General features: G+C 73.6%; 22 protein-coding genes and 1 pseudogene. 11 read left to right on the top strand and 12 right to left on the bottom strand.

Features of this window, described 5'->3' with window-relative positions; translation table 11 throughout:
* Positions 1-127 precede the first annotated feature (127 nt).
* On the bottom strand, positions 128-1,156 hold the full coding sequence (locus AB0L34_RS22690) for an EamA family transporter (RefSeq protein WP_363706355.1): 1,029 nt from the start codon (positions 1,154-1,156) through the stop codon (positions 128-130).
* Between the two features lie 377 nt (positions 1,157-1,533).
* Here AB0L34_RS22690 and AB0L34_RS22685 point away from each other — a divergent pair.
* The 3 genes and pseudogenes from AB0L34_RS22685 to AB0L34_RS22675 form a co-directional block, all read left to right on the top strand.
* Positions 1,534-2,001, top strand: a pseudogene (locus tag AB0L34_RS22685) (hypothetical protein); the annotation flags it as partial.
* 617 nt (positions 2,002-2,618) lie between these two features.
* Positions 2,619-3,047 carry a hypothetical protein gene (locus AB0L34_RS22680; protein WP_363706357.1) on the top strand — a complete coding sequence of 143 codons (429 nt, stop codon included), beginning with the start codon at positions 2,619-2,621 and terminating at the stop codon, positions 3,045-3,047.
* A gap of 150 nt (positions 3,048-3,197) precedes the next feature.
* The gene (locus AB0L34_RS22675) at positions 3,198-4,439 is read left to right on the top strand and encodes an ATP-binding protein (RefSeq protein ID WP_350702516.1); all 1,242 of its coding nucleotides are present in this window, start codon (positions 3,198-3,200) and stop codon (positions 4,437-4,439) included.
* Positions 4,440-4,459: 20 nt separating this feature from the next.
* On the opposite strand, the gene AB0L34_RS22670 is transcribed toward AB0L34_RS22675, so the two are convergent.
* On the bottom strand, positions 4,460-5,005 hold the full coding sequence (locus AB0L34_RS22670; RefSeq protein ID WP_363706353.1) for an N-acetyltransferase: 546 nt from the start codon (positions 5,003-5,005) through the stop codon (positions 4,460-4,462).
* 167 nt (positions 5,006-5,172) lie between these two features.
* Between AB0L34_RS22670 and AB0L34_RS22665 the strand changes: the two genes are divergently transcribed.
* Positions 5,173-5,718, top strand: a complete 546-nt coding sequence (locus AB0L34_RS22665) for a DoxX family protein (RefSeq protein ID WP_363706351.1) — start codon at positions 5,173-5,175, stop codon at positions 5,716-5,718.
* 215 nt (positions 5,719-5,933) lie between these two features.
* Positions 5,934-7,376 carry a glycosyltransferase 87 family protein gene (locus AB0L34_RS22660; RefSeq protein ID WP_357450348.1) on the top strand — a complete coding sequence of 481 codons (1,443 nt, stop codon included), beginning with the start codon at positions 5,934-5,936 and terminating at the stop codon, positions 7,374-7,376.
* Positions 7,377-7,391: 15 nt separating this feature from the next.
* Here AB0L34_RS22660 and AB0L34_RS22655 read toward each other — a convergent pair whose 3' ends face one another.
* The 5 genes from AB0L34_RS22655 to AB0L34_RS22635 form a co-directional block, all read right to left on the bottom strand.
* Positions 7,392-7,856 (bottom strand): molybdenum cofactor biosynthesis protein MoaE, encoded by a 465-nt coding sequence (locus AB0L34_RS22655; protein WP_363706349.1) that lies wholly within the window; start codon positions 7,854-7,856, stop codon positions 7,392-7,394.
* A complete protein-coding gene (locus tag AB0L34_RS22650; protein WP_363706347.1) occupies positions 7,853-9,112 on the bottom strand; it encodes a molybdopterin molybdotransferase MoeA in 1,260 nt (419 codons plus the stop codon). Before AB0L34_RS22650 ends, AB0L34_RS22655 begins: the two co-directional genes overlap by 4 nt.
* A 99-nt stretch (positions 9,113-9,211) precedes the next feature.
* Complete coding sequence (locus AB0L34_RS22645; protein WP_363706346.1) at positions 9,212-9,682, bottom strand: MogA/MoaB family molybdenum cofactor biosynthesis protein; 471 nt, start codon at positions 9,680-9,682, stop codon at positions 9,212-9,214.
* Positions 9,679-10,170: a cyclic pyranopterin monophosphate synthase MoaC gene (gene moaC / locus AB0L34_RS22640; RefSeq protein WP_363706344.1), complete on the bottom strand. Its 492-nt coding sequence runs from the start codon at positions 10,168-10,170 to the stop codon at positions 9,679-9,681. The genes AB0L34_RS22645 and moaC overlap by 4 nt, the downstream gene beginning before the upstream one ends.
* A gap of 58 nt (positions 10,171-10,228) precedes the next feature.
* Positions 10,229-10,531: a hypothetical protein gene (locus AB0L34_RS22635; protein ID WP_363706342.1), complete on the bottom strand. Its 303-nt coding sequence runs from the start codon at positions 10,529-10,531 to the stop codon at positions 10,229-10,231.
* Between the two features lie 551 nt (positions 10,532-11,082).
* Here AB0L34_RS22635 and AB0L34_RS22630 point away from each other — a divergent pair.
* From AB0L34_RS22630 to AB0L34_RS22610, 5 genes are all read left to right on the top strand, one after another.
* On the top strand, positions 11,083-13,599 hold the full coding sequence (locus AB0L34_RS22630) for a bifunctional diguanylate cyclase/phosphodiesterase (protein WP_363706340.1): 2,517 nt from the start codon (positions 11,083-11,085) through the stop codon (positions 13,597-13,599).
* A 69-nt stretch (positions 13,600-13,668) separates the two neighbouring features.
* Positions 13,669-14,970 (top strand): glycosyltransferase family 87 protein, encoded by a 1,302-nt coding sequence (locus AB0L34_RS22625; protein WP_363706339.1) that lies wholly within the window; start codon positions 13,669-13,671, stop codon positions 14,968-14,970.
* Between the two features lie 9 nt (positions 14,971-14,979).
* A complete protein-coding gene (locus tag AB0L34_RS22620; protein WP_357450327.1) occupies positions 14,980-15,615 on the top strand; it encodes a phosphoribosyltransferase family protein in 636 nt (211 codons plus the stop codon).
* 22 nt (positions 15,616-15,637) lie between these two features.
* Positions 15,638-16,063 carry a zf-TFIIB domain-containing protein gene (locus AB0L34_RS22615; RefSeq protein WP_363706337.1) on the top strand — a complete coding sequence of 142 codons (426 nt, stop codon included), beginning with the start codon at positions 15,638-15,640 and terminating at the stop codon, positions 16,061-16,063.
* Between the two features lie 70 nt (positions 16,064-16,133).
* A complete protein-coding gene (locus AB0L34_RS22610; protein WP_363706335.1) occupies positions 16,134-16,877 on the top strand; it encodes a maleylpyruvate isomerase N-terminal domain-containing protein in 744 nt (247 codons plus the stop codon).
* Positions 16,878-16,892: 15 nt separating this feature from the next.
* On the opposite strand, the gene dnaB is transcribed toward AB0L34_RS22610, so the two are convergent.
* Positions 16,893-19,739: a replicative DNA helicase gene (gene dnaB, locus AB0L34_RS22605; RefSeq protein ID WP_363706333.1), complete on the bottom strand. Its 2,847-nt coding sequence runs from the start codon at positions 19,737-19,739 to the stop codon at positions 16,893-16,895.
* A gap of 1,029 nt (positions 19,740-20,768) precedes the next feature.
* Between dnaB and AB0L34_RS22600 the strand changes: the two genes are divergently transcribed.
* The gene (locus tag AB0L34_RS22600; RefSeq protein WP_363706331.1) at positions 20,769-20,921 is read left to right on the top strand and encodes a hypothetical protein; all 153 of its coding nucleotides are present in this window, start codon (positions 20,769-20,771) and stop codon (positions 20,919-20,921) included.
* A gap of 91 nt (positions 20,922-21,012) precedes the next feature.
* Here AB0L34_RS22600 and rplI read toward each other — a convergent pair whose 3' ends face one another.
* The 4 genes from rplI to rpsF all read right to left on the bottom strand — a co-directional run bounded on the left by rplI (position 21,013) and on the right by rpsF (position 22,652).
* Positions 21,013-21,459 carry a 50S ribosomal protein L9 gene (rplI, locus tag AB0L34_RS22595; RefSeq protein WP_357450312.1) on the bottom strand — a complete coding sequence of 149 codons (447 nt, stop codon included), beginning with the start codon at positions 21,457-21,459 and terminating at the stop codon, positions 21,013-21,015.
* A gap of 14 nt (positions 21,460-21,473) precedes the next feature.
* Positions 21,474-21,713 (bottom strand): 30S ribosomal protein S18, encoded by a 240-nt coding sequence (rpsR, locus tag AB0L34_RS22590; RefSeq protein ID WP_007073789.1) that lies wholly within the window; start codon positions 21,711-21,713, stop codon positions 21,474-21,476.
* Positions 21,714-21,754: 41 nt separating this feature from the next.
* Positions 21,755-22,282 (bottom strand): single-stranded DNA-binding protein, encoded by a 528-nt coding sequence (locus tag AB0L34_RS22585; RefSeq protein WP_176731587.1) that lies wholly within the window; start codon positions 22,280-22,282, stop codon positions 21,755-21,757.
* A 79-nt stretch (positions 22,283-22,361) separates the two neighbouring features.
* Positions 22,362-22,652, bottom strand: a complete 291-nt coding sequence (rpsF, locus tag AB0L34_RS22580) for a 30S ribosomal protein S6 (protein WP_076468436.1) — start codon at positions 22,650-22,652, stop codon at positions 22,362-22,364.
* Positions 22,653-23,176: the final 524 nt, after the last annotated feature.

Raw genomic sequence — 23,176 nt, 5'->3', positions numbered from 1 at the left:
GGCGGGCCCGGAAAGGGGCGACGCCGGTCGGCCCGTCCAGCGGCGGGCGACCCGGAGCGCGGCGAGGCCGGCGGCGCCGCCGAGCAGCGCCGCGCACGCCACCAGCCCGCCCGACACGGGCCGGACGCTACCGGCGGGACGGCTCCGGCGCGGCCCCCTGGGCAGGACGTCGGGGTCTCTCGGTGCTCACGACGAGGGCGACCCCGGCGACGATGACCGCGCCGCCGAGCAGCACCTGCACGGTGATCGACTCCGCGGCGAACAGCGCGCCGAGCGCCACCGCGACCGCCGGGTTGACATAGGCGTACGTCGCGACCAGCGAGATCGGGGCGTGGTGCAGCAGCCAGACGTACGCGGTGAAGGCGACCAGCGAGCCGGCCACCATCAGGTACGCGAGCGCGAGCCACGACCGGCCGGTCACCTGGCCCGGGTCGAAGCCGTGCAGCTCGCCGCGCCCCACGGCGAGGACGGCGAGTGCCGCCGCCCCGGCGAACATCTCGTAGACGGTGGCGACGAACGGGTCGGCGGGCATCCGGATCCGTCCGGAGAGAAACGAACCGATCGACCAACTGGCGGCGCCTGCGACGATGGTCAGCGCCCCGGCGAGCGGTACGGCGTCCGCCCCGCCGGTCGGCAGCACGAGCAGCACCAGGCCGACGAAGCCCAGCGTCACCCCGGCCAGCGTCCAGAACCGGGGCCGGTCGCCCGTGACCGTACGCAGCAGCACCACCAGCAGCGGGACGGTGGCCACGAGCAGCGCGGCGATCCCGGAGGGCACCGCGACGCCCGGCGGGCCGGACTCCGCGAGCACCACCAGCCCGTTGCCGCCGGCCAACAGCAGCACCCCGACCAGCGCGGCCGAGCCGAGCTGCCGCCGGTCGACCCGCAGCGCGCCCGGGCCCCGGCGCAGCCGCAGCACGATCGCCAGCACCAGACCGGCGGCGGCGAACCGGGTGGCCGCCGAGCCGAGCGGCGGCATCGACTCCACGGCGATCCTGATGCCGAGGTAGGTGGAACCCCAGAGGACGTAGACCAGCAGCAGGGCGGTCCAGACCAGGGCCGGCGTGGCAACGGCCGCCCGACGCGCCCCGGTGCCCGGGTCGGTCCCGGTGGGCGCCTCGGCGGCCGGTGACGGAATCGGTGGGCGTGGTCTCATCGGTGGACACGCTACGGTGACGTGGGCGTCGGCGTCCCTCGTTGGTGGCCGGCCTCTCACCACTCACGCGGGAGACGTGCATGGCGAACTACGGACCACCACCGGGTCGGGGAGACCCGGCGCCGTGGCGTGGGCGGCAGCCGGACGAGGCGTACGGCCCGTCGGCGGCGTCGCCCGGGCGCGGCGGGTGGGACGATCCGCACGTCACGTACCCACCGCCGGAGCCCGGGTACGGCGGTCAGCCGTACCGGCGGGACGACCCGGGTCACGGACCGGGGCCGTACCAGCAGGGGGCCCCGCCTCCCGCCTACGACCACGGTCCCGCCGCGTCGCCGTACGCCTCCTGGCCCGGCTCCGCGACCCCCTCCCCGTACGCGCCGCCGGAACGCCGGCGTGGCGGGGGGCCGGTGGTCGCGGTGCTGGCGGCGGTGGCGGTGCTGGTCCTCGTCGGCGGCGCGGTGGTGTTCTACCTGCTCGGCCAGGAGGACGAGGCCCCGGTGGCCACGCCGAGCGGGCCGGCGCCCGCCGCCGGGTCCGGGGTGCCGGAGGCATCGGCAAGCGCCCCGGCGCCCAGTGCCCCGGCACCCGACTCCTCCGCCGACCCCCGCTTCGTCGAGGCGGGGCAGTGCGTACGCAACGACGGTCCGGCCGGCGGCAAGCCCAAGCTGCTGATCAGTGACTGCGGCCCGCGGACGTACGAGGTGCTACGCCGGATCGACGGCGCGACCAGCGGCGAGAAGGACGCCGCGGCCAAGTGCGCCAAGGTCGACGGCTACACCAACTGGTATTTCTTCGACAGCGAGCTGGACACCCTCGACTTCGTGCTGTGCCTGAAGCAGCGCTGAACCACCGCACCCCTGGGGAAGAGATGACAACCTACGGATCACCCGGCCAGCCGGACGACCCCTACCAGCGCCCGGCCGACAATCCCGGGGGCCTGCCGCCCATCGACCCGACGCTGCCCCAGTGGGGGCAGCCGCCGTCGGCCGCCGCGGAGCCGCCCGCCCCGCAGTGGGGCCAGCCGCAGCCGGGTGGCGAACCGCCCGCCGCCCCGCAGTGGGGCCAGCCGCAGCCGGGTGGCGAACCGCCCGCCGCCCCGCAGTGGGGCCAGCCGCAGCCGGGTGGCGAACCGCAGTGGGGCCAGCCCGGCCCGGCCGCCGAACCGCCGACCACGCCGATGTGGAGCCAGCCTCCGGCCCCCGGACCGGCCTACCCCCCGCAGCCCCCGACCTCCGGGTCGGGCTACCCGCCGCCGCCCACCTCCGGGGCCGGGTATCCGCCCCCGGCGGGGGGTCAGCCGTCGGCGGAGCAGGGTGGCTATCCGCCGGCCGGGCCGTTCCCGCCGGCCGGCCCGACGCCCGCGGCGGCGCCCGGCGCCCAGTGGAGCGCTCCGCCGCCGGCCCCCGGCGGGTACGGGACGCCGCCCGCTCCGCCGGCGAAGAAGGGCGGCGGGAAGATCGCCCTGATCATCGGCCTGGTGGTGGTGCTCGTGCTCTGCCCGTGCCTCGGGATCGCCGGCTGGGCGGTCTGGCAGGCCGGCGAGGACGACGACCCGTCGATCTCGGCTCCGGCGACGAGCGCCCCCGCGGATCCGACGGGCAAGCCGACCGACGAGCCGAGCGCGGCACCCAGTTCGGCGGAGCCGAGCCCGAGCGAGGAGGACGACGACGATTTCGCCAAGGGCGACTGCGTGGTCAACGACGGCACGTCCACCGACGCCGAGCTGCGGAAGGTGCCCTGCGGCCCGAACACGTACGAGGTGCTGCTGCGGATCCCGGGATCGAGCGACGGTGACCAGTGCAAGACCCGGGCGCCGAAGTCGACGGCGAACTACGTGCACGACAACTCGGTGGACTTCCTCGACTACGTCCTCTGCCTGAAGAAGCGCTGATTACCAAAACTAGGGCTGTCTAGCGTCCATGCTAGACAGCCCTAGTTTTGTCTCGACGCCGGATCCGGCTCCCGCCGCGACCCGACACGCCGGTAGCCCCATCTACGGATGTCTAGCCCCGCAGCTAGACGGCCCGATACTGTGCGATGCGTGGATCCGGTCCGCAACCCGTACGCCCCGGGCGCCGGCCAGCGTCCGCCCGAGCTGGCCGGGCGGGGGCGCGAGCTGGACGTCTTCGACGTCGTGCTGGAGCGCATCGCCCGCGGGCGGCCGGAACGCAGCCTGATGCTCACCGGCCTGCGCGGGGTCGGCAAGACGGTGCTGCTCAACACCCTCCGGTCCCAGGCGATCAACCACCTCTGGGGCAGCGGCAAGATCGAGGCGCGGCCGGACCAGTCACTGCGCCGCCCCGTCGCCGCCGCGCTGCACATGGCCGTCCGTGAACTCGCGCCCCGGCACCGCGCGCCGGACCGGATCGACGCCTTCCTCGGCGTGCTGAAGGCGTTCGCCCAACGGTCCGCGCCGACCGGTCGCGGCGGCGCCGCCCCGAAGCTGCGCGACCGGTGGCAGCCCGGCATCGACGTGCCCGCCGCCAGCGGCCGGGCCGACTCCGGCGACATCGAGATCGACCTCGTCGAGCTGCTCACCGACGCCGCCGCGGTGGCCGCCGACGTCGGCACCGGCATCGCCGTCTTCATCGACGAGATGCAGGACCTCGGCGCGGAGGACGTCTCCGCGCTCTGCGCCGCCTGCCACGAGCTGTCCCAGCTGGGCGCGCCGCTGATCGTGGTCGGCGCCGGGCTGCCGCACCTGCCGGCCGTGCTCAGCGCCGCCAAGTCGTACTCCGAGCGGCTCTTCCGCTACCAGCGCATCGACCGGCTCGACCGGATCGCCGCCGACCAGGCGCTCTGCGCGCCCGCCGAACGCGAGGAGGTCGAGTACGAGCAGAAGGCGCTCGACCTGCTCTACGAGAAGTCCGGCGGCTACCCGTACTTCGTCCAGGCGTACGGGAAGGCGACCTGGGACCACGCGCCGCGCTCGCCGATCACCGCCGCCGACGTGCGGGTCGCCGCGCCGGAGGCCGAGGCCGAGCTGGCGGTCGGCTTCTTCGGCTCCCGGTTCGAGCGGGCCACCCCGGCCGAGCGCGAGTACATGCGGGCGATGGCCACCCTGTCCCTGGTCGAGGGCGAGGTCGACGGCGGTGGGCGGGACGACATGGACGCCGCCGTGCCGACGGCGGAGATCGCCCGCACCCTCGGGCGCAAGCCGGCCAGCCTGTCCCCGGCCCGGGACGCGCTGATCAAGAAGGGCCTGATCTACTCCGGCGAGCGCGGCACGGTGGCCTTCACCGTCCCCCACTTCGGCCGCTACCTGCGCACCCAGCCGGCCTGACGGGCGGGGTGGGCGCGGGGTCAGACCTTCGACCAGGGCGGGGGGAAGAGGACCTCGCCGCGCGGCGGCGCCCCTTCGCCGCCGGTGGTCGGCGGGAGCACCAGCGCCTGCCAGGGGTCGCCGAGGCCGGACCAGGGGCTGGTCAGCCCCATCCGGTCGGCCCTGCCGAAGCCGAAGCGGTGGTAGTAGGACGGGTCGCCGAGCACCACCACCAGCCGCTCGCCCAGCTCGGTGGCCGCGTCGAGGCCGGCCTGGACCACCGCCGTGCCGAGCCCGATCCGCCGCCGGTGCGGCGCGACCGCCACCGGGCCGAGGGCCAGCGCCGGGGCGGTGGCGTCGTCGGACCTCACCCGGACCCGGGTGAGCAGGGCGTAGCCCACGACCTCGCCGCCGTACTCCGCGACCATCGCCAGCTCCGGCAGCCAGGCGTCGCTGCCGCGCAGCTCGTCGACCAGCCCCACCTCGGGCGGCGTGGCCACGTCGGGCCTGGCGAAGGCGGCGGCCAGCACGCGACGGACCGCGCCGGTGTCGGCCGGGTCCTCGGGTCGCAGCCGCAGCGTCGTCACGCGGGGGACGTTACCCCTCGTCGGCGGTCCATCAGCGACGGTCGCTCGAATCGGCGTGGCGCGACTCGCCGGGTCGGCGTGGCGACCAGCCCGGGGAGGTCCACGTCGGCCGATCCGGATCGGCGGTTGCGGGGGTAACCGGGCTGGTGACGGGGTATGACTGACCCATGAAACCCGTACGCTCCCTCGCCCGCGCCATGTTGAGCGGCATCTTCGTGGTCAGCGGGTTGCACAACTTCCAGAACCCGGGGCGGCTGGCCCCGGCCGCGAAGCCCGTGACCGACCGGGTGACCCCGCTACTGGAGAAGGCCAGCCCGCGCATCCCCACCGACACGGAGACGCTGATCCGGGTCAACGCGGTGGTGCAGGTCGGCGCCGGGTTGATGCTCGCCACCGGCAGGTTCGCCCGGCCGGCCGCGCTGGTCCTCGCCGGCACGCTGGTCCCGGTGACCCTCGCCGGGCATCCCTTCTGGAACAACGACGACCCGGCGGCGCGGAACAACAACCAGATCCACTTCCTGAAGAACATCGGCCTCTTCGGCGGGCTGCTGCTCGCCGCCGCGGACACCGGCGGCAAGCCCGGCCTGCGGTGGCGGACCGGCCACCGGATCGGCCACTCCCGACGTTCGGTGCAGCGAGCTGTCCGTACCGCCCGCAGGGAGGCCCGGATCGCCGTACGATCGGCAGCAACGGCCCGACGAATCCCCGGCTGACCTGCGTCGATACCTCCCCTCCGCCGGCCCGCCACCCGCCAACGCCGCGAATCACCTGAACCACCCGGTAGGCGTTAACGCGGTGGAAATGTCAAAAACATGTGTGGGATCGGACACGGTCGCATAACGCGGGAGGCATTAACGTGAGGCGCCGTTCTAGGCTCCGTGCAGGACCTGGACGGGTAGGACGACCTTGGTACGGGGGTGGCCACGCCATGCCGGCGACCGTCGGAAGACGGGTGGGCCGCCTCGCCCCAGTCCGTCGCGTAACGCGTGGGATCGATCGTAGGACAGTCGTACGGACCGGCGTCGTGGCCGCCGTCGCCTATGCCGCATGGCTCGCCATCGGCGCTTTCGGGCGGCCGTACAACTTCTTCGACATGAAGATCTACCACGGCGCGGTGGTGTGGTGGGCGAGCGGTCACGAGCTCTACGAGTTCATCGCACCCGGCACCACCCTGGGTTTCACCTACCCGCCGTTCGGCGGCCTGGTCATGCTGCCGATGGCGCACCTGCCGGTCGAGCTGGCCGGGATGGCCAACGCGCTCGCCAGCATCGCCGCCCTGGCGGTCGTGCTCGCCGGTCTGCTCCGCCCCATCGTCGACCGGCTCGGCTGGCCGCTCCCGTTCACCGTGGCGATCGCGACGCCGCTGGCGGTCGCCATCGAGCCGGCCCGGGAGACCCTCGGCTACGGCCAGGTGAACCTGCTCCTCTTCGCACTGATCATGGCCGACCTGATCGGCCTGCGCTGGCGGTCCCGCCGGGGCACCCACGTCGCCGAGACCGACGGCCCGCTGCTGCGCTTCGTCTACAGCGGCGCGTGGGCCGGCGTCGGCATCGGTCTGGCCACCGCGGTCAAGCTGACCCCGGCCCTGTTCATCGCCTACCTGATGATCACCCGACAGTGGCGGGCGGCGGCCACCGCGGTCGGCACGGTGATCGCCGTGACCCTCGGCTCCTTCGCCGTCGTCGGCCCCGAGTCCCGGGCCTACTTCGGCGGCGTGCTCTGGCAGACCGAGCGGGTCGGCGCCGCCGACATGACGCCCAACCAGTCGCTGGCCGGGTTGCTGGCCCGGCTCTACGACTCGATCGAGACGCCCGGCCTGCTCTGGCTGTCGTTCGCGGTGCTGATGCTGGCGCTCGGCCTGTCCCGCGCCGCCAACGCGCGCGCCGACGGCGACGAGCTGACCGCGTTCACGCTGGTCGGCCTCACCGCCAACGTGATCAGCCCGATCTCCTGGACGCACCACCTGGTCTGGGTGATCCCCGCGATCATCGTGCTGGCCGACGCCGCCGTACGCCGCCGGGACGCCAGCCGCGGGCTGGCCCAGCGGGCCGGCCAGGGCGCGTACGGCGGGCTGCCGGGGGTCAACGGGCTGCGCCCGCCGATCTGGTACCCGACGCTGACCGGGCTCCGGCACGGCGTCGCGGCGATCGGGCTCTACCTGCTCTTCCTGGTCTCCCCGATCTGGCCGTACGAACACCAGCTCCCCGAGGTGTCGCACTACCAGGACGGCCTCTTCGGCGCCCTGATGGAGAACTCGCTGGCGCTGGCCCTGATCGTGCTCGTCGCCGCGCTGCCGTGGCGCCCCGGCGCCGAGCCGGCCTTCTACGGCGACCGGATGGGCCGCCAGGCCGCGCTCGGCGTCCGCCGCTGAGGGGTGGGCCGCCCGTCAGGGGCAGTTCACCCACTCCTCGGTGCCGTCGGCGAACACCTGCCGCTTCCAGATCGGCAGCCGCGCCTTGACCTCGTCGACCAGCCGGGCACAGGCCGCGAACGCGGCGGCCCGGTGGGCGGTGCTGACCGCCGCGACCAGGGCCACGTCGCCGATGGCGAGCGGGCCGATCCGGTGCGACACCGCGACCGCGTACACGTCCGGTTCGGCGGCGATCTCGGCCGCCACCTCGCGCAGGACCCGCTCGGCGCTCGGGTGGCCCTCGTACTCCAGGCTGGTCACCGCGCGGCCGTGGTCGTGGTCGCGGACCACGCCCTGGAACGACACCACCGCGCCGGCCCGGCGGTCCGCGACCGCCGCCTCGTGCGCGGCCAGGTCGAGCGGCCGGTCGGTGACCTCGCCGAACGTCGTGGGCTGGTGGTCCGCGAGTCGGCCTGACGCGTCGGCGGTCGACGCGGTCACCACGCACGCTCCCCGGGCAGCAGCGGCAGCGGCACGACCGGCACCCGGTCGCCGGGCTCGCCCGAGTTGCCGGGGCGGATGACGGCGAACCCGTCCGCGCCGGCCAGCCCGCGCAGCATCGCCGAGCCGACGTGCCGGACCGGGTGGGCGGTGCCGGCGGTCCGGTCCAGCCGGACCAGCGCCAGGTGGGTGTACCGCCCCCGGCCGGGCACCGGCTCGGCGAGCGTGGCGTGCGGCAGCACCGGCATCGGGCGGCCCGACAGGCCCGCCAGCAGCGGGGCGACCAGCGAGACCAGGGCGACGATGGCGGACTGCGGGTTGCCGGGCAGCCCGGCGACGAAGCGGACCCGCCCGTCGGCGTCGGTCAGCCGGGCCAGCAGCATCGGGAAGCCGGGCCGCACCGCGACCGTGTTGACCACGTAGTCGGCGCCGAGCGCCTCCAGCGCGGGGTGCAGGTGGTCGACCGGGCCGTGCATCGTGCCGCCGGTGGTGCAGACCAGGTCGGCGGTGGCCAGCGCGGCGCGCAGGGCCGCCACGTGCGCGGCCAGGGTGTCCGCCACCGGCCCCACCACGTCCGACGGACGCACCACGCAGCCGTACCGGCGCAGCCAGGCCGGCACCGCCGGCCCGAGCGCGTCCCGGACCCGGCCGGCGGCGGGCGGACCGGCGGTCAGCAACTCGTCGCCGAAGACCAGCAGCGCGGCGCGCGGCTGCCGCCGCACCAGCAGGCTGTCGTGCCCGCAGGAGGCGGCCAGGCCGACCAGCGCCGGGTCCACCGGCATGCCGGCGGGGACGAGTTCCTCCCCGGCGTACGCCTCCTCGCCGGGCTCACGCCACTCCGGCGCGGGCCGCGGCGTGCCGTCGACCAGCCCTTCCGGCGTACGGCGGGACTCCTCCACCCGCAGCACGGCCGTGGCGCCCGCGGGCACCATCGCGCCGGTGGCGATCTCGACGGTCGTCCCGTCGTCGGTCAGCGGCGCCGGAGTGCTGCCGGCCAGCACCCGCCCGACCGGGCGCCACGGGCCCGCCCCGCGCACCGCCCAGCCGTCGACGCTGGAGGTCGGGAAGGCGGGCAGGTCCGTACGCGTGGTCAACGGCTCGGCGAGGGTGTGCCCGTCGATCTCGGCGAGCGGCCGGCTCACGGCGGGGAGCGCGGCGGCCAGGCCGGCCGCGTACACCCGGGATCGGGCCTCCTCCCAGCCGGCCGGCGGGGGCGCGACGACTGGATCGGCGGCCGGTGCGGTTTCCGTGCTCACCCGGCCGAGCCTAGCCGGTGCCGGGTGCCGGTCGCCCCGTCACCTGCACCACGCCCGGCGCGTGGCCGAACGGGCGGCCGGGATCGACGTGGCGGGGCGTCAGTGGTCGCCGCCGCGGAGCTGGTCGACGGCGTGGGCGAGGATCGGCCCGAGCACGGCCAGACCGTCCCGGGCCCCGCCGGTGGAGCCGGGCAGGTTGACCACCAGCATCCGGCCGGCCACGCCGGCGAGCCCGCGGGAGAGCGCGGCGGCGGGCACCTTGTCGCGGCTGTGCGCCCGGATCGCCTCGGCGATGCCGGGGACCTCGTGGTCGAGCAGCGCCCGGGTCACGTCGGGGGTGCGGTCGGTCGGGTTGATCCCGGTGCCGCCGCTGGTCAGCACGACGTCGACCCCGTCGGCCAGGGCGGCGCGCAGCGCCTCGCCCACCGGCTCGCCGTCGGGCACCACCACCGGGTCGTCCACCTCGCAACCCAGCTCGCGCAGCCCGGCCACGAGCAGCGGCCCGCTGGTGTCGGCGTACACCCCCGCGGCGGCCCGGTTGGACGCCACGACCACCCGCGCCCGGATCACGGCCGGTCCTCCGGACGGACCCACTCGCCGGTCTTGCCGCCCTCCTTGCGCAGCACCCGGACGGCGTCGACGCTCGCCGCCGGGTCGACCGCCTTGACCATGTCGACCAGCGCCAGCCCGGCGACGGCCACCGCGGTCAGGGCCTCCATCTCCACCCCGGTGCGGTCCGCCGTCCGCGCCGTGGCGGTGATCTCGACGGTGTCGCGGGTCAGCGTCAGGTCGACCGTGACGCCGTGCAGGGCGATGGGGTGGCAGAGCGGGATCAGGTCCGGGGTCCGCTTCGCGCCCATGATGCCGGCGAGCCGGCCGACCGCCAACGCGTCGCCCTTGGGCAGCCCGTCGCGGCGCAGCAGCTCGACCACCTCCGCGGTGGTGCGGAGCCGGCCGGCGGCGACGGCCAGGCGGCCGGTGACCGCCTTGGCGGAGACGTCGACCATGCGGGCCGCGCCGGCCGGATCGACGTGGGTGAGCTGGGCGGGATCGGTCACGGCCGCGAGCCTATCCGTCGTACGACGCCATTGCCGGCTGCACCCCGAGCGCGCCGGGTCACCCGGCCGCACGCCGGCGTCCACCGCTCGCCGCGTCGGCGTGCCGTCGCGGGGTCGTGCGGCCGTCGACGCCGCCCGCGCGCCGCCCGTCTCCCACCTGCCCGCCGTCACGGTCGCCGGGGAACCCGACGGCGAGCGCCTCGGCGGTGGCGGATTCCGCCCTCTCGCCGGCACGGACGAGGGTGACAGCCAGGTCGCTCGGCGCGCCACATTCCGCGTGGCTCCCGCCCGATTCGGCCGCCAATTCGACGTTGACCAGTTCTTCGGTGGTGACGAACCGTCCCGGGTGCGCGGCCACCAAGGTGAGAACCGTGCGCTATTTCCGCGCCGGCGCGGATTGAAATGATCACCCGGAGCCGGGCGGACAAGGTCTCCGCACGTTCGGCGATTCACCGCCACGGCACGCCAGGGTGACGCGACCGCAACGCGCGGTCCACGAGGTGATTGACAGTTGCGGTCCAACCGAAGCGCGGATGATGTCGGCGATCCCGCGGTTCCACACTTGCCGGGAGAGAATCCTTTCCCTGCTGTCATCATCAGAAGTCAGCGGCACCGGCCCTCGTACACGACGCCTACGCGCTCCGCTCAGGAACGATGGACAGACCGTGACAAGGGGTCCCAGGCTTGGCTAATGTTGCGCATACCGACATTTATTGCTGCAAACCATTCGTCATTTCTCCTACGCTCCCGTCACGACGGCTGATCCCCCAGGGACGCGGCCTCAAGCCGGGACGGAGCGAAAGGAGCGCGTCATGCGCGGCAGCGACTGGCACTGACTTTTGATGACACAGAGCGGTAGGCTCCCGTCGTCAACATGTAACTGTCGGCGACGACAGGAGCCTCATGGCCGGGATGACGCCAGGAAACGCGAGCAGAACAGATCGGCAACTGCTGTCGCTCGTCGGCCTGGTGGTCGCGTTGGCGGTCGCACCCACCCTCGTCGCACTCGTGTCGCTGGTCGACGGTCCACCCCACTCCATCGGCGATGCGGCAACGATCGTCGCCCTGACCTGCATGACGGCCCTCGGGACGAGGGTGAAGGCTCCGATACGCATTCGGTCGACGACCCACGCCATCACGTGGATCGAAACGGCGATCGTGATCGGGCTCGCCGTCGCCCCGCCGGCGTGGGTCGTGCTCTCGACCGGGGCGGGCGTCGGCATCGCGTCCGTCACCATGGGCCTCCCGGCCATCAAGACCGCATTCGGCGTCGGCAAGAACATCCTGGTCGCCGCCGGGGCCGGCGCGGTGGCGCTGGCGTTGCAGTGGCGGTGGCCGCCGACGGACGTGGTCGAGCTCATCACGTCACTCGGCGCGGTCTATCTCGTGGCGGCACTGCTGGACGACCTCCTGGCGATTCCGGTGATCGCACTGGCGTCGGGCAACCGGGTCGGTCGCCAGTTCCTCAACAACCTGGATCTGCGCCTGGCCGGCTTCGGCGTACGCTTCGTCGTCGCGGTCTGCACGCTGCTCATCCTCAGAGCGGATCCTCGGCTGCTGCTCGCCGTCCCGCCCCTCGTCCTCAGCCTGCACCTCGCCTACTCGACCCGGGTGCGGGGGCGCGCCGAGCAGCAGGCGTGGCAGCGGCTCGCCCGCACCACCGACGCGCTCAACGTGGTCGACCTGGACAAGGTCCTCACCACGGCGGTCACCCAGGCCGCCGAGCTGTTCTCCGCCGACGAGGTGGAGGTCGAGCTGCGCGACGGCGGCCGGACCGTGCGCGGCGGAACGGGCGCCATCACGTACGACGGGCCGGCCGGCGCGCCCACCTCCGTCGACGGCACCGTGGTCCCGGCCACGCTGGAGGGGCACGACCGGACAGCCGACGTGGGCGTGCTGCGACTGCGTTTCCGCGGCCCCGTGCAGCTCTCCGAGCGGGAGCAGTACACGCTGCGCACCTTCGCCTCGGCGCTCTGCACCGCGGTCCGCAACGCCCAGGCGTACGCCGAGCTGGCCCGGGTCGCCGACGAACACGCGTACGCCGCCACGCACGACGCGCTGACCGGGCTGGCCAACCGCCGCCACCTGCTCGACCAGGGCACCGAGCACCTCAGCTCCCGGCACGCCGACGGGGTGACCGCGCTGGTGCTGATCGACCTCAACCACTTCAAGGAAGTCAACGACACCCTCGGGCACGCCGCCGGGGACCAGGTCCTCGTGCAGGTCGCCGAACGGCTGGGCGCCGCCGCCCAGGAGGGCGACCTGGTGGCCCGGCTGGGCGGCGACGAGTTCGCCGTACTCCTGCGGGGTCTGCCGGCCCCGGCGGTGGCCGCGCACCGCGCGGAGACCCTGCTCGCCGCGCTGCACGAGCCGTTCGACCTGGACGGCATGCGGATCAGCGTCGAGGCGAGCGGCGGGATCGCCGCCGCGCCCGCCACCGGCGGCATGCCGGAGCTGCTGCGCCGCGCGGACGTGGCGATGTACCAGGCGAAGCGGGCCGGGCAGCGCACCTCGACGTACGCCCCGACCCGGGACACCGCCGACCTCGGCCGGCTGACCCTCGGCGGGGAGCTGCCCCGCGCCGTCGCCGACCACGAGTTCACCGTCAACTTCCAGCCCATCGTCGACCTGGGCTCCGGCCTGGTCACCGGCGCGGAGGCGCTGGCCCGCTGGCGTCACCCCGTCCACGGGGTGATCGACCCGCTGCGCTTCCTGGAGGCGGTGGAACGGTCCGGGCTGCTGCCGGCCTTCGCCGAGGCGATCCTCGACGAGGCGCTGCTCGCGGCGAGCGCCTGGCGGGAGGCCGGCTTCGACGTGCCGGTCGCGGTCAACGTGTCGCCGCGCAGCCTGCTCGACGCCCGCTTCCCCGGCTCTGTGCTGGCCCGGCTGCGGTCCCACGACCTGCCCCCCGACCGGCTGGTGCTGGAGTTGACGGAGACGCTCACGCTCAGCCAGCTCGACGTGGTGGACCGGGTGCTCAGCCGGCTGCGGGACGAGGGGGTGCGGCTGGCGCTGGACGACTTCGGCACCGGTTACTCCTCCCTCTCCCTGCTCTCCCGGATCCCGGTGCACGAGTTGAAGATCGACCGCAGCTTCGTGACCGCCATGGAGGGCTCCGCCGAGGCCGCCGCCGTCATCCGCTCCACCCTCGACCTGGGCCGCAGCCTTGGCCTCGACGTGGTGGCGGAGGGGGTGGAGAGCGAGCCGCAGCGCCGGGCGCTCTGGGAGCTGGGCTGCACCGCCGGGCAGGGCCACCTCTTCGCCCGGCCGATGCCCGCCGGCACGCTCCTCGCCGCGTTCCGGAGGGGCTCCGGGGGCAGTCCGGGCGCTCTCGCGCCGCCGCTGCACGACGCCGGCGCGGTCATCCGTCTCGCCCCCGGCCGCCGGCAGGGCGGGCGCGGGCGCGCCGACCGCCACCTGCCGGCCTGAACCGGAACGGCCGTCAGCCACCGTCGACGCGTGGCGGTGGCGTCAGCCCGGTCTGCCAGACTGGCGCGCGTGACCGCCGCCCCGACCAACCGCCGCGGCTGGCGGGCCCTCGACGCCGCCGCCGGTGGCCTCGCCCTCGACCTCGGCCTGTACGCCGTGTCGGCGGCGTTCGCCGCGACCACCGCCGCCACGTCCACACTCGTCCCGCACCGGGCCTGGGGCGGCGTCGCCGCCGCCGGGTACCTCCTCGCCGCCCTCGCGGCGACCGCCCAACTCGTGCTGCGCCGGCGCGACCCGCGGTCGCCGCTGGCCGGCCTGCCGGCCCGCTGGGCGGTCACCGGTTTCGCCTGGTTCACCACCGCCCTGCTGCCGCTGGCCTGGCAGAGCGTCGAACGGGCCGGCGGGCGCGGCGACCGGGCGCAGGAGGAGGTGCTGGTCGTCGAGGAGTCCGGCAGGCGGCTGGTCGACACCGGCACTCCTTACCTCGGGCACGACGCGATCGCCGCCCTGCCGCCCGGCGAGCAGTTGCTCGGCTACACCCCGTACCAGCCCGGGATGGCCCTGTTCGGGCTGCCCAGGGCGGCCCTCGACGCCTGGTGGACCGACGCCCGCGTCTGGTTCGCGGTCGGCACCGCACTGGCACTGGCCCTGGCGGTCCGCGCCCTGGCGCGCGTCGACCGCCCCGCCGGCCACCACGCGGCCGGCGCCGCCGTGCTCCGGGGCGTACAGGCCTCCACCGTACTGCCGGTCTGCGCGCTCACCCTCGCCACCGGCGGCGACGACCTGCCCGTCCTCGCGCTCTGCCTGCTCGCGCTGGCCCTCGCCGCCGCCGGACGACCCGGCCGGGCCGGCATCGCCGTCGGTCTGGCCGGGGCGCTGAAGCTCTTCGCCTGGCCGGTCGCCCTCGTGCTGATCATCTGGGGGATGACCCGGCGGGCCGGCCTGCGGGTCGCGGCGGGAGCGGTCGGCCTGCCCGTCGCCGCGCTGCTCCCCGCCCTACTCGTCGACCGCGACGCGCTGGTCGAGAACGTGCTCCGCTTCCCGCTCGGCCACGGCCTGGTGACCAGCCCGGCACAGTCGCCGTTCCCCGGCCACCTGATCGCCACCGCGCTGCCCGCCGGCCGCGCGGTCGCCGCCGCCCTGCTGCTCGCGGCCGGGCTGGCGATCGCCGTCCGGCTCGCCCGCCGACCGCCCCGCACCGCCGTCGCCGTCGCGCTGACCTGCGGGTACGGGCTGCTGGCCGCGATCCTGCTGATGCCGTCGACCCGCTTCGGCTACCTGCTCTACCCACTCGCCCTCCTGGTCTGGGCCGCCGCACTGCGGCACCCCGGTTCGCCGAACTGGCGGGCGAAGGGCGGCGACACGGCGTAGACCTGAGGCATGACCACCACCTACCGCGACCGCGAAGAGGCGGGCCGGATGCTCGCCGACCGGCTCACCGCCCTGATCGGCGAACCGGACGTCATCGTGCTCGGGCTGGTGCGCGGCGGCGTGCCGGTGGCCCGGGTGGTCGCCGAGCGCCTCGGCGCGCCGCTGGACGTGCTGGTCGTCCGGAAGCTCGGCATGCCGTGGGCGCCCGAGGTCGCCTTCGGCGCGCTCGGCCCCGGCGGCGTGCAGGTGCTCAACGACGTCGTGGCCAGCCGGCTCGGCGCCGACGACATCGCCGAGGTGCGCCAGCGCGAGCAGGCCGAGTTGGAGCGGCGGGAGCAGCTCTACCGCGCCGGCCGGCCACCGCTCGACCTGTCCGGGCGCACCGCCGTCATCGTCGACGACGGCCTGGCCACCGGGGCCACCGCCCGCGCCGCCGTCCAGGTCGCCCGCCACCTCGGCGCCCGCCGGGTCGTGGTCGCCGTCCCGGTCGGCTCGCAGGAGGCGTACGAGATGCTGGCCGCCGAGGCCGACCAGGTCATCTGCGCGCAGCACCCACCGGATTTCATGGCGGTGAGCGCCTACTACGAGGACTTCCACGAGGTGCCCGACTCCGAAGTAACGGAAACGCTGACAGCAACCGCATGACCGGACCGGGTACGGTCGGAGAATGAGCCTGACCTGTCCCAAGTGCCACGGAGAAATGCGCCAGTACGAGCGCAGCGGCGTCGTCATCGACCAGTGCGGCGAGTGCCGGGGGATCTTCCTCGACCGCGGCGAGCTGGAGAAGCTGTTCGAGGCGGAGGCCAACTGGAACCGCCAGCAGGGCGCGCCGACCGCGCCGCAGCCCGCCCACCAGCCGGGCGGCTACCCCGGCCAGCAGCAGGGCGGTTACGCGCCCCCGCCGCCCCCGCCGCCCGCCCCCGCCCCGCACCAGCCGGGTTACGGCGCCGTCCCGCCGCCCCCGCCCCCGCCCCCGCCGGCCCACGGCTACCCGCCGGCCCCGGCGTACGGGCACGGCCACCAGCACCACGGCTACCACGGGCACTACAAGCGCAAGAAGCACAAGAGCTTCCTGGACGAGATGTTCGGCTGAGCCACTCCGTCGACCGGGCCGGTGCCTCGACCGGCCCGGTCACCGTGGCCACGCCCGCACCGCCACTCGCGTGCTGCTTGCCGTGCCGCCGCTCGCCGTGCCGGCCGGCGACGGGCGTGCGACGCTGCACCCCATGACGCACCGGGGGCAGCACCTCGCGCTGGCGCAGGCGTACGACGGGATCAGCCGGGTCGTGGCCGACCTCGACGACGCCGACCTGCAACGGCCCACCCGGTGCCGGGGCTGGCTCGTCGCGGACCTGCTGTTCCACGTGCTCTGCGACGCCCAGCGGGCGCTGGTCGCGCTCGCCAGCCCCGCCGAGGGTCCGCCCGACGTGGACGACGTGAGCTACTGGCGCGCCTTTCCGGACGACGGGGACGGAGCCGGTGCCCGACATGCCTGGTGGGTTCGCCGCTCCGCCGCCGCCTTCGACCGTCCGAGCGGGATCGTCCGGCTCTGGACCGACACGGCCCCCGCCGCCGTACGAGCGGCTGGCGCGGCCGACCCCGACGCCTGCGTCACCACGCAGGGGCACGTGCTGCGCGTGCCGGACCTGCTCGCCACCCTGACCACCGAGGCCGTCGTGCACCACCTGGACCTGGTTCTCGACCTGCCCGACGCGCCCCTGCCCGGGGTGCTCGCCACGCGGGTCGCCGTGGCCACGATGGACGGCCTGCTCAGCGACGACGCCGTCCGCCCGGCCGGATGGAGCGACGCGGAATACCTGCTCAAGGCGACCGGCCGGGTGCCACTCACCGACCGCGACCAGCTCGAACTCGGCGAGGTCGCCGGCTGGTTCCCACTTCTGGGCTGACCCGCGCCGCTGCTCTCAGACGATCGCCATGTCGACGAAGCGCGACAGGTGCAGCTGGGCGGCCACCGTCACGGTGTCGGTCGGGCCATTCCGGTGCTTGGCGACGATGAAATCCGCCTCCCCGGCCCGGGGCGACTCCTTGTCGTAGTAGTCGTCGCGGTGCAGCAGGATGACAACGTCGGCATCTTGCTCAATTGATCCACTTTCACGCAAATCTGACAATTGGGGTCGCTTGTCGGTGCGCTGCTCCGGGCCACGGTTCAGCTGACTCACCGCGATCACCGGGCACTCGACCTCCTTGGCGAGCAGCTTCAGGCCACGGGACAGGTCCGCGACCTCCTGCTGCCGGCTCTCGGTGCGCTTCGGCGAGGTCATCAGCTGGAGGTAGTCGACGACGATCAGCTTGAGGTCGTGCCGCTGTTTGAGCCGCCGCGCCTTGGCCCGGATCTCCATCAGGTTCATGCTCGGCGTGTCGTCGACGAAGAGCGGCGCCTCGCTGATCTCGCCCATGCACCGGGCGAGCTTGGTCCAGTCGTCGTCGGAGAGCTGACCGCTGCGCAGGACGTGCAGCGGCACCCGCGCCTCGGCCGAGAGCAGCCGCATGACGATCTCGACCTTGCTCATTTCCAGCGAGAAGATCGCCGACGCCTGGTTGGCGCGAATAGCCGCATTTCGAGCAAAGTCCATGCTCGCGGTGCTGTTGTGCGTCGGGATCATCGCCCGACCCGCGAGGTAGAGGTGCTCGGGGTTGTCCACCGTCACGCACCGAACCGGGACGCTCGGCACCGGTCGGACGTCCACGATGAAGCGGGAATTCGTCCGCACGTCCGAACTGGTACGACGCCTCGCAGCGTGAGCCGAGCGCTTCCGCTCCAACCGGAAGATTGGATCCGGGGTGGAGAAGTTCAGCGTGTACGCGATCGACGAATCGGGGCTGCGCCCGGGCACCGCCCTTTCCGTGACAGTGCAGCGGTAGCCCAGACTCACCACGAGCTCCCACACGTCCTCGGCGAGCCGCTTGGAGGTGGAGGTGTACCGGAGGTTACCGGCGGGAGCGACCGTGCCGTCGGTGTCCATCAGGCCCGCCAGCAACGCGCGGCGCTGGGGCTCGGAGGCCCGAAGGTACTCCTGCGGGATGTGCTTGTCCGTCGCCACCCCCAGCCGGCGGAGCAGCGCCAGAAACGAACCGTGCACGACCCTGCAGTCCGCGCAGCGCTTGACGGCAGGGTTCTCCCGAAGTGCCCGGGTGGACCGGCCGCAGTTGACACACGTCCGCTCGGTCGATGGCGTTGCCGCCGGCAGAGAGATGCTGTAGAGCATCGGGCCGCTGGGCCGCACCACGAATCCGTCCCGCTCGACAAGGTCCACCATCTCGTCGTCAGCGGTGGTGAACCGGCTGGCGCCGGTGTGCCCGTCACCGAGCCACACGCCCAGGGTGTAGGGCGGGATCAGCAGGTCGCGCTCCGGCAGTCGCAGGGGACCGCAGTTCTCGACGGCGTGGTTCAACCGCCGGTCGGCCGTGTCGGTACGCAACGTCGCCGCGATCTGGGCAGTGGTCACCACGCCGCCGTGCCGGACCCGGGCACCGGCATTGACGTGCCGCTCGGCCCGCTCGCGCAGCCCAGTCAGCAGTGGCCCTGGCCCTGCCGGGTACGCCGGTGCGCTCCAGTTCCGCGCCTTCCCCGCGCGCGTCACCAGCCGGCTTACCCGCCCCTCGGCGCCGACCTCCCGCGCGACGGCGTGCAGGACGTTGCGGAACTCAGGGCCGACCTGTTCCAGGGCCTGCGCCACGGTGACGAGGCGTCGGGATTCGGCACCGACCGTCGCCTGGGCGGTCCGCGCCCTGGACAACGACGACTCCGGCCAGTACTGACGCGTTCGCTGCTCAGGCTGGCGTCGGCTTGCCCGGGTCGTGGTCTTCCATAGGTGCTCCGCGTCCGCGACGATCACCGTGCCGTCGGAAAATTCAACCTCGTAGCACGGCCGGTCGTACATCACCTCGAAGGCGGCGGTAACGGTGGTCGGGCTGCCATCGGCGGCCAGCAGGCGGTCGCCCACGGCGACCTCGCCCATCGTGGTCCATCCGTCCGGGGTTGGCAGCGGCGTGTCGAGGGCGAGCGCCTTACCCAAACCCGGCCGCCCGGCGACGATGATGAGCTGCCCGGCGTGCAGGCCGTTGAGCAGCCGGTCCAGGTCGGTGAAGCCGGTGGGGACGCCGGTCATCACGCCGCCCTGAGCGCCCACCGCCTCGATCTCGTCGAGCGTCGGCTGGAGCATGTCGGCGAGCACCGCGAAGTCCTCGCTGACGCGACGCTCGGTGACGTCGTAGACCGCCTGCTGGGCGAGGTCGACGATGTCGTCGACGTCGCGGCTGCCGCCCTGTCCGGTGCCGTAGCCCAGCTGCACGATCTTGGTGCCGGCCTCCACCAGCCGCCGCAGGACCGCCCGCTCGCTGACGATCCGCGCGTAGTAGGCGGCGTTCGCGGCGGTCGGCACGCTGGCGATCAGCGTGTGCAGGTAGGGGGCGCCGCCGATCCGGACGAGGTCGCCGGAGTCGGCCAGCGCCGCCGCCACGGTGATCGAGTCGGCCGGCTCGCCCCGACCGTAGATCTCCAGGATGGTGTCGAAGATGGTGGCGTGCACCGGCCGGTAGAAGTCGTTGGTCTTGAGGATCTCGACGACGTCGGCGATGGCGTCCTTGGAGAGCAGCATGCCGCCGAGGACGCACTGCTCGGCAGCGACGTCCTGGGGTGGGGTCTTGTCGAACTGACCGTCGCGCTGGGGCGGCGCGGACGCCTGGCCGCCGCCGGTGCGCTGGTCCGCCCGCATGTCGTCGGTGACCGACACGGGTCCCCCCTCCACTGCGTCGGATCCAAGGCCAGCTCTACCGCCGGGGTACGACAACCTCGACCTGCCGGTCGATCGGGGGTCATCGCACGGCCGGTCGGGGGCCCACCTTACGGAACCCGAGGTCAGCCCCTCAACCATGGCAGTGGACGAGCCTCGGGACAACCTGTGGATGCCGGTGGACGACCATGTGCGCAGGGTGTGCACAGGCTGTGGACAACTGTTGGGGAATTCCCCCGGGCAAGCCTCTGAGCTGGGAAAACTCAATCCCCACCCTGTGGAGGAGAAGTTTTCGGTCGAACTGCCCGGTCGAACGTCCCGGGCCCCTTCCCGCGAACGGCTACACCGGGACAGCGGATTGCGCCATCGGTGGGGAAGGGTGACGCTCCGGCCGTGAGTTACCGGGACCGGGGGCGCGGAGAGTAGGAGCGATGATCCGCGCGAGCAACGGCACGCCGCCCCAGACGACGAGGACGACCTCGACCGCCGCCGGTCCGGTGGCGGCTGGCGGACCACGGAGACCACCCGTTGGCGCCGGGTCAGCGAGACGACCTGGCGGGAGACCCCGGCGGGCGGCGCGGTCCCGGAGTCGGACCACACCGGGGAGTGGACGTTCGACCGACCGCAGGAGCGGGGCTACTCGGGGCGCCACCGGGCCGAGGACCGGGAGGCACGCGGATCGGCGACGACCTCCTACGCCCGACCGTCCATGGCGCCGCGACGGCGGGCGTCCGAGCCGGTCGCCCCGTCGCGGGCGTCGACCTCGGCAGCCGTACGCCGTCGGGTCCAGGCCGCCGGGGCGGAAGCCCGGAGCCGCCGCGTCGAGGACGACCCGCTCGATGCCGATCCGGGTGGGCCGTGGCGGCTGGTGCTGCTCTACACCGCCGCATGCTACGTGGTGGCGGCGGTGCTGATCTTCGCCTGGCTGTCGACCCTGGACGGGCAGGCACCGCGGGTTGCGTCACCGACATCAGCGGCGGGGGCTGCGGCTCGCCGCGGGCGCGGGCGCTGGGTTCCCTGGCATCGGGCCTGCCGCGATTCGGGTTGGCGCTGGCCAGCAGCCTGGTCGTGGCGCTGCTGCTGCACCGGGTCGGCACCACCTGGCGTTCGGCCGCGGTGGCACTGGCTGCGGCGGTGGTCGGCGGTGGCGTCTCGACGGTCATGACCAGCGCGGTCACCGGGCAGCCGATCGGCTGACGCGCCACTACCCGGCGGGGCCGACTCGTCGGACGCGAACAGGGCCCGCACCGGTCGGTGCGGGCCCTGTTCGTGGTGCTGTGGTGAGGCGTCAGCCCTGGACGACGTTGAGGTCGAACTTGGCGGTCACCTCGGGGTGCAGCTTGATCCGCACCGGGTAGGAGCCGGTCGACTTGATGTGACCGGGCAGCTCCAGCCGGCGACGGTCGAGGGCCGGGCCGCCGGCGGCCTTGACGGCCTCGACGATCTCGGCCGGGGTGACCGACCCGAAGAGCCGACCACCGTCACCGGCACGGGCCTTCAGGTTGACCTTGAGGCCCTCGAGCTGGTCCTTGACCTCGTTGGCGTGGCCGAGGTCGCGGATCTCCCGGGCCGAGCGGGCCCGCTTGATGACCGTGACCTGCTTCTCCGCACCCTTGGTCCAGGCGATCGCGAAGCCCTGCGGCAGCAGGTAGTTACGGCCGTAGCCGTTCTTGACCTCGACGATGTCGCCCGGGGCACCGAGGCCGGACACCTCCTGAGTCAGGATGATCTTCATATCGGTGCCTCCTCTCAGCGGGCCGTGGCGGTGTACGGCAGGAGCGCCATCTCGCGGGCGTTCTTGACCGCACGGGCGATCTGCCGCTGCTGCTGCGAGGTCACGCCGGTCACCCGCCGAGCGCGGATCTTGCCGCGGTCGGAGATGAACTTGCGCAGCAGCGCGGTGTCCTTGTAATCGATGTAGGTGATCCCGTCCTTGTCGAGCGGGTTCACCTTCTTCTTCGGCTTGCGAAGTGCAGCGGCCTTGGCCATTGCTCGTGCTCCTGGTTTGCGATCGCGGGCGCTCGGCGCCATTAGAACGGGGGCTCCTCGTCGAAGTTTCCGCCACCCGAACCACCGCGCGAGGGTGCCGGAGCGGCCGAGGCCCAGGGGTCGTCGAAGTTGCCTCCGCCGCCCTGGCCACCACCGCCACCGAAGCCGCCGCCACCGCCGCCGGAGCGGGACATCTTCTGCACCTTCGCCGTGGCGTAGCGCAGCGACGGGCCGATCTCGTCGACCTCGAGCTCGATGACGGTGCGCTTCTCGCCCTCACGGGTCTCGTAGGACCGCTGACGCAGCCGGCCGGACACGATCACGCGGGCGCCGCGCTGAAGCGACTCCGCGACGTGCTCGGCGGCCTGCCGCCAGACGGTGCACGAGAGGAACAACGGCTCGCCGTCCTTCCACTCGCCGGACGCCTTGTCCATGAACCGGGGCGTCGAGGCGACCCGGAACTTGGCGACCGCAGCACCGGAAGGGGTGAACCGCAACTCGGGGTCATCGGTCAGGTTGCCGATGACCGTGATGGTGGTGTCTCCTGCCATGACCATCTCCTCGCGCACTCATCAGTTCTGCCGTACAGGCTCTCAGAGCCCTCTGACAGCACCGGTGAGGCTGGTCCGGGTGAACCGGGTTGAATGCTTAGCGCATCTCCGGCCGGATGACCTTGGTGCGCAGCACGGACTCGTTGAGCCGCAGCTGACGGTCCAGCTCGGCCACCGCCGCAGGCGTCGCCTGCAGGTCGATGACGGCGTAGATGCCCTCGGCCTTCTTGTTGATCTCGTACGCGAGGCGCCGGCGGCCCCACACGTCGGTCTTCTCCACCGAGCCACCCGCGGTCCGGATCACGTTCAGGTACGTGTCGAGCGACGGGGCGACGGTGCGCTCCTCGAGGCTGGGGTCGAGGATCACCATGATCTCGTAATGACGCAAGACGTGCTCACCTCCTGTGGGCTAAGCGGCCACGGTCCTTCCGTGGCAGGAGGTCGTGCGTCGTGGCCCACGCCGGTCCCGGGGGGACCCGGCCGGACGCGGACAACCGGACCAGGATACCCGGTCCGGACGATCATGCCCGGGGTGGTCGGTCCACCCGCCCCGGGCAGAGGCGACGGGGGCCCGCCTCGACGTCACTGTCGATGCGAGCCCCCGTGCACGAGGCCGCGGGGCGTCCCGTCCGCATTCCTTGGGTGGGACCTGGGGAGGAACGACCACACCGATGAGGTTGGACCGGGGACGCCCCGCGGAGCTTTATCGTGTTGTTACCTGACGTTACAACGGCTCTTTACCCTTGTTGGCGTAAATGGCGGATTTCTCCGAAATTTTTGCCCGGCCCGGATACCGGTTCCGGGGGCCGGCCCCCGTCGCGCCGGGCCGCGCGACGGGGGTGGCCCCCCTTCCCCGGCGGCTCGGCCCCCCCGGCGGGCGACCGGCGGGCCCCGCGCACCGGAGCACCAAAC

The organism is Micromonospora sp. NPDC052213 (genome assembly GCF_040679695.1).
Classification (GTDB): domain Bacteria; phylum Actinomycetota; class Actinomycetes; order Mycobacteriales; family Micromonosporaceae; genus Micromonospora.
Note: the sequence above shows the minus strand (reverse complement) of the source record. Positions and strands in the feature narration are given on the sequence as shown.

Bases quoted from the DNA above. Each gene is read 5' to 3' on its own strand.
- AB0L34_RS22690 (WP_363706355.1), bottom strand. From the start codon at position 1,156: ATGAGACCACGCCCACCGATTCCGTCACCGGCCGCCGAGGCGCCCACC.
- AB0L34_RS22665 (WP_363706351.1), top strand. From the start codon at position 5,173: ATGAAACCCGTACGCTCCCTCGCCCGCGCCATGTTGAGCGGCATCTTC.
- AB0L34_RS22660 (WP_357450348.1), top strand. From the start codon at position 5,934: ATGCCGGCGACCGTCGGAAGACGGGTGGGCCGCCTCGCCCCAGTCCGT.
- AB0L34_RS22630 (WP_363706340.1), top strand. From the start codon at position 11,083: ATGACGCCAGGAAACGCGAGCAGAACAGATCGGCAACTGCTGTCGCTC.
- AB0L34_RS22620 (WP_357450327.1), top strand. From the start codon at position 14,980: ATGACCACCACCTACCGCGACCGCGAAGAGGCGGGCCGGATGCTCGCC.
- AB0L34_RS22615 (WP_363706337.1), top strand. From the start codon at position 15,638: ATGAGCCTGACCTGTCCCAAGTGCCACGGAGAAATGCGCCAGTACGAG.
- rplI (WP_357450312.1), bottom strand. From the start codon at position 21,459: ATGAAGATCATCCTGACTCAGGAGGTGTCCGGCCTCGGTGCCCCGGGC.
- rpsR (WP_007073789.1), bottom strand. From the start codon at position 21,713: ATGGCCAAGGCCGCTGCACTTCGCAAGCCGAAGAAGAAGGTGAACCCG.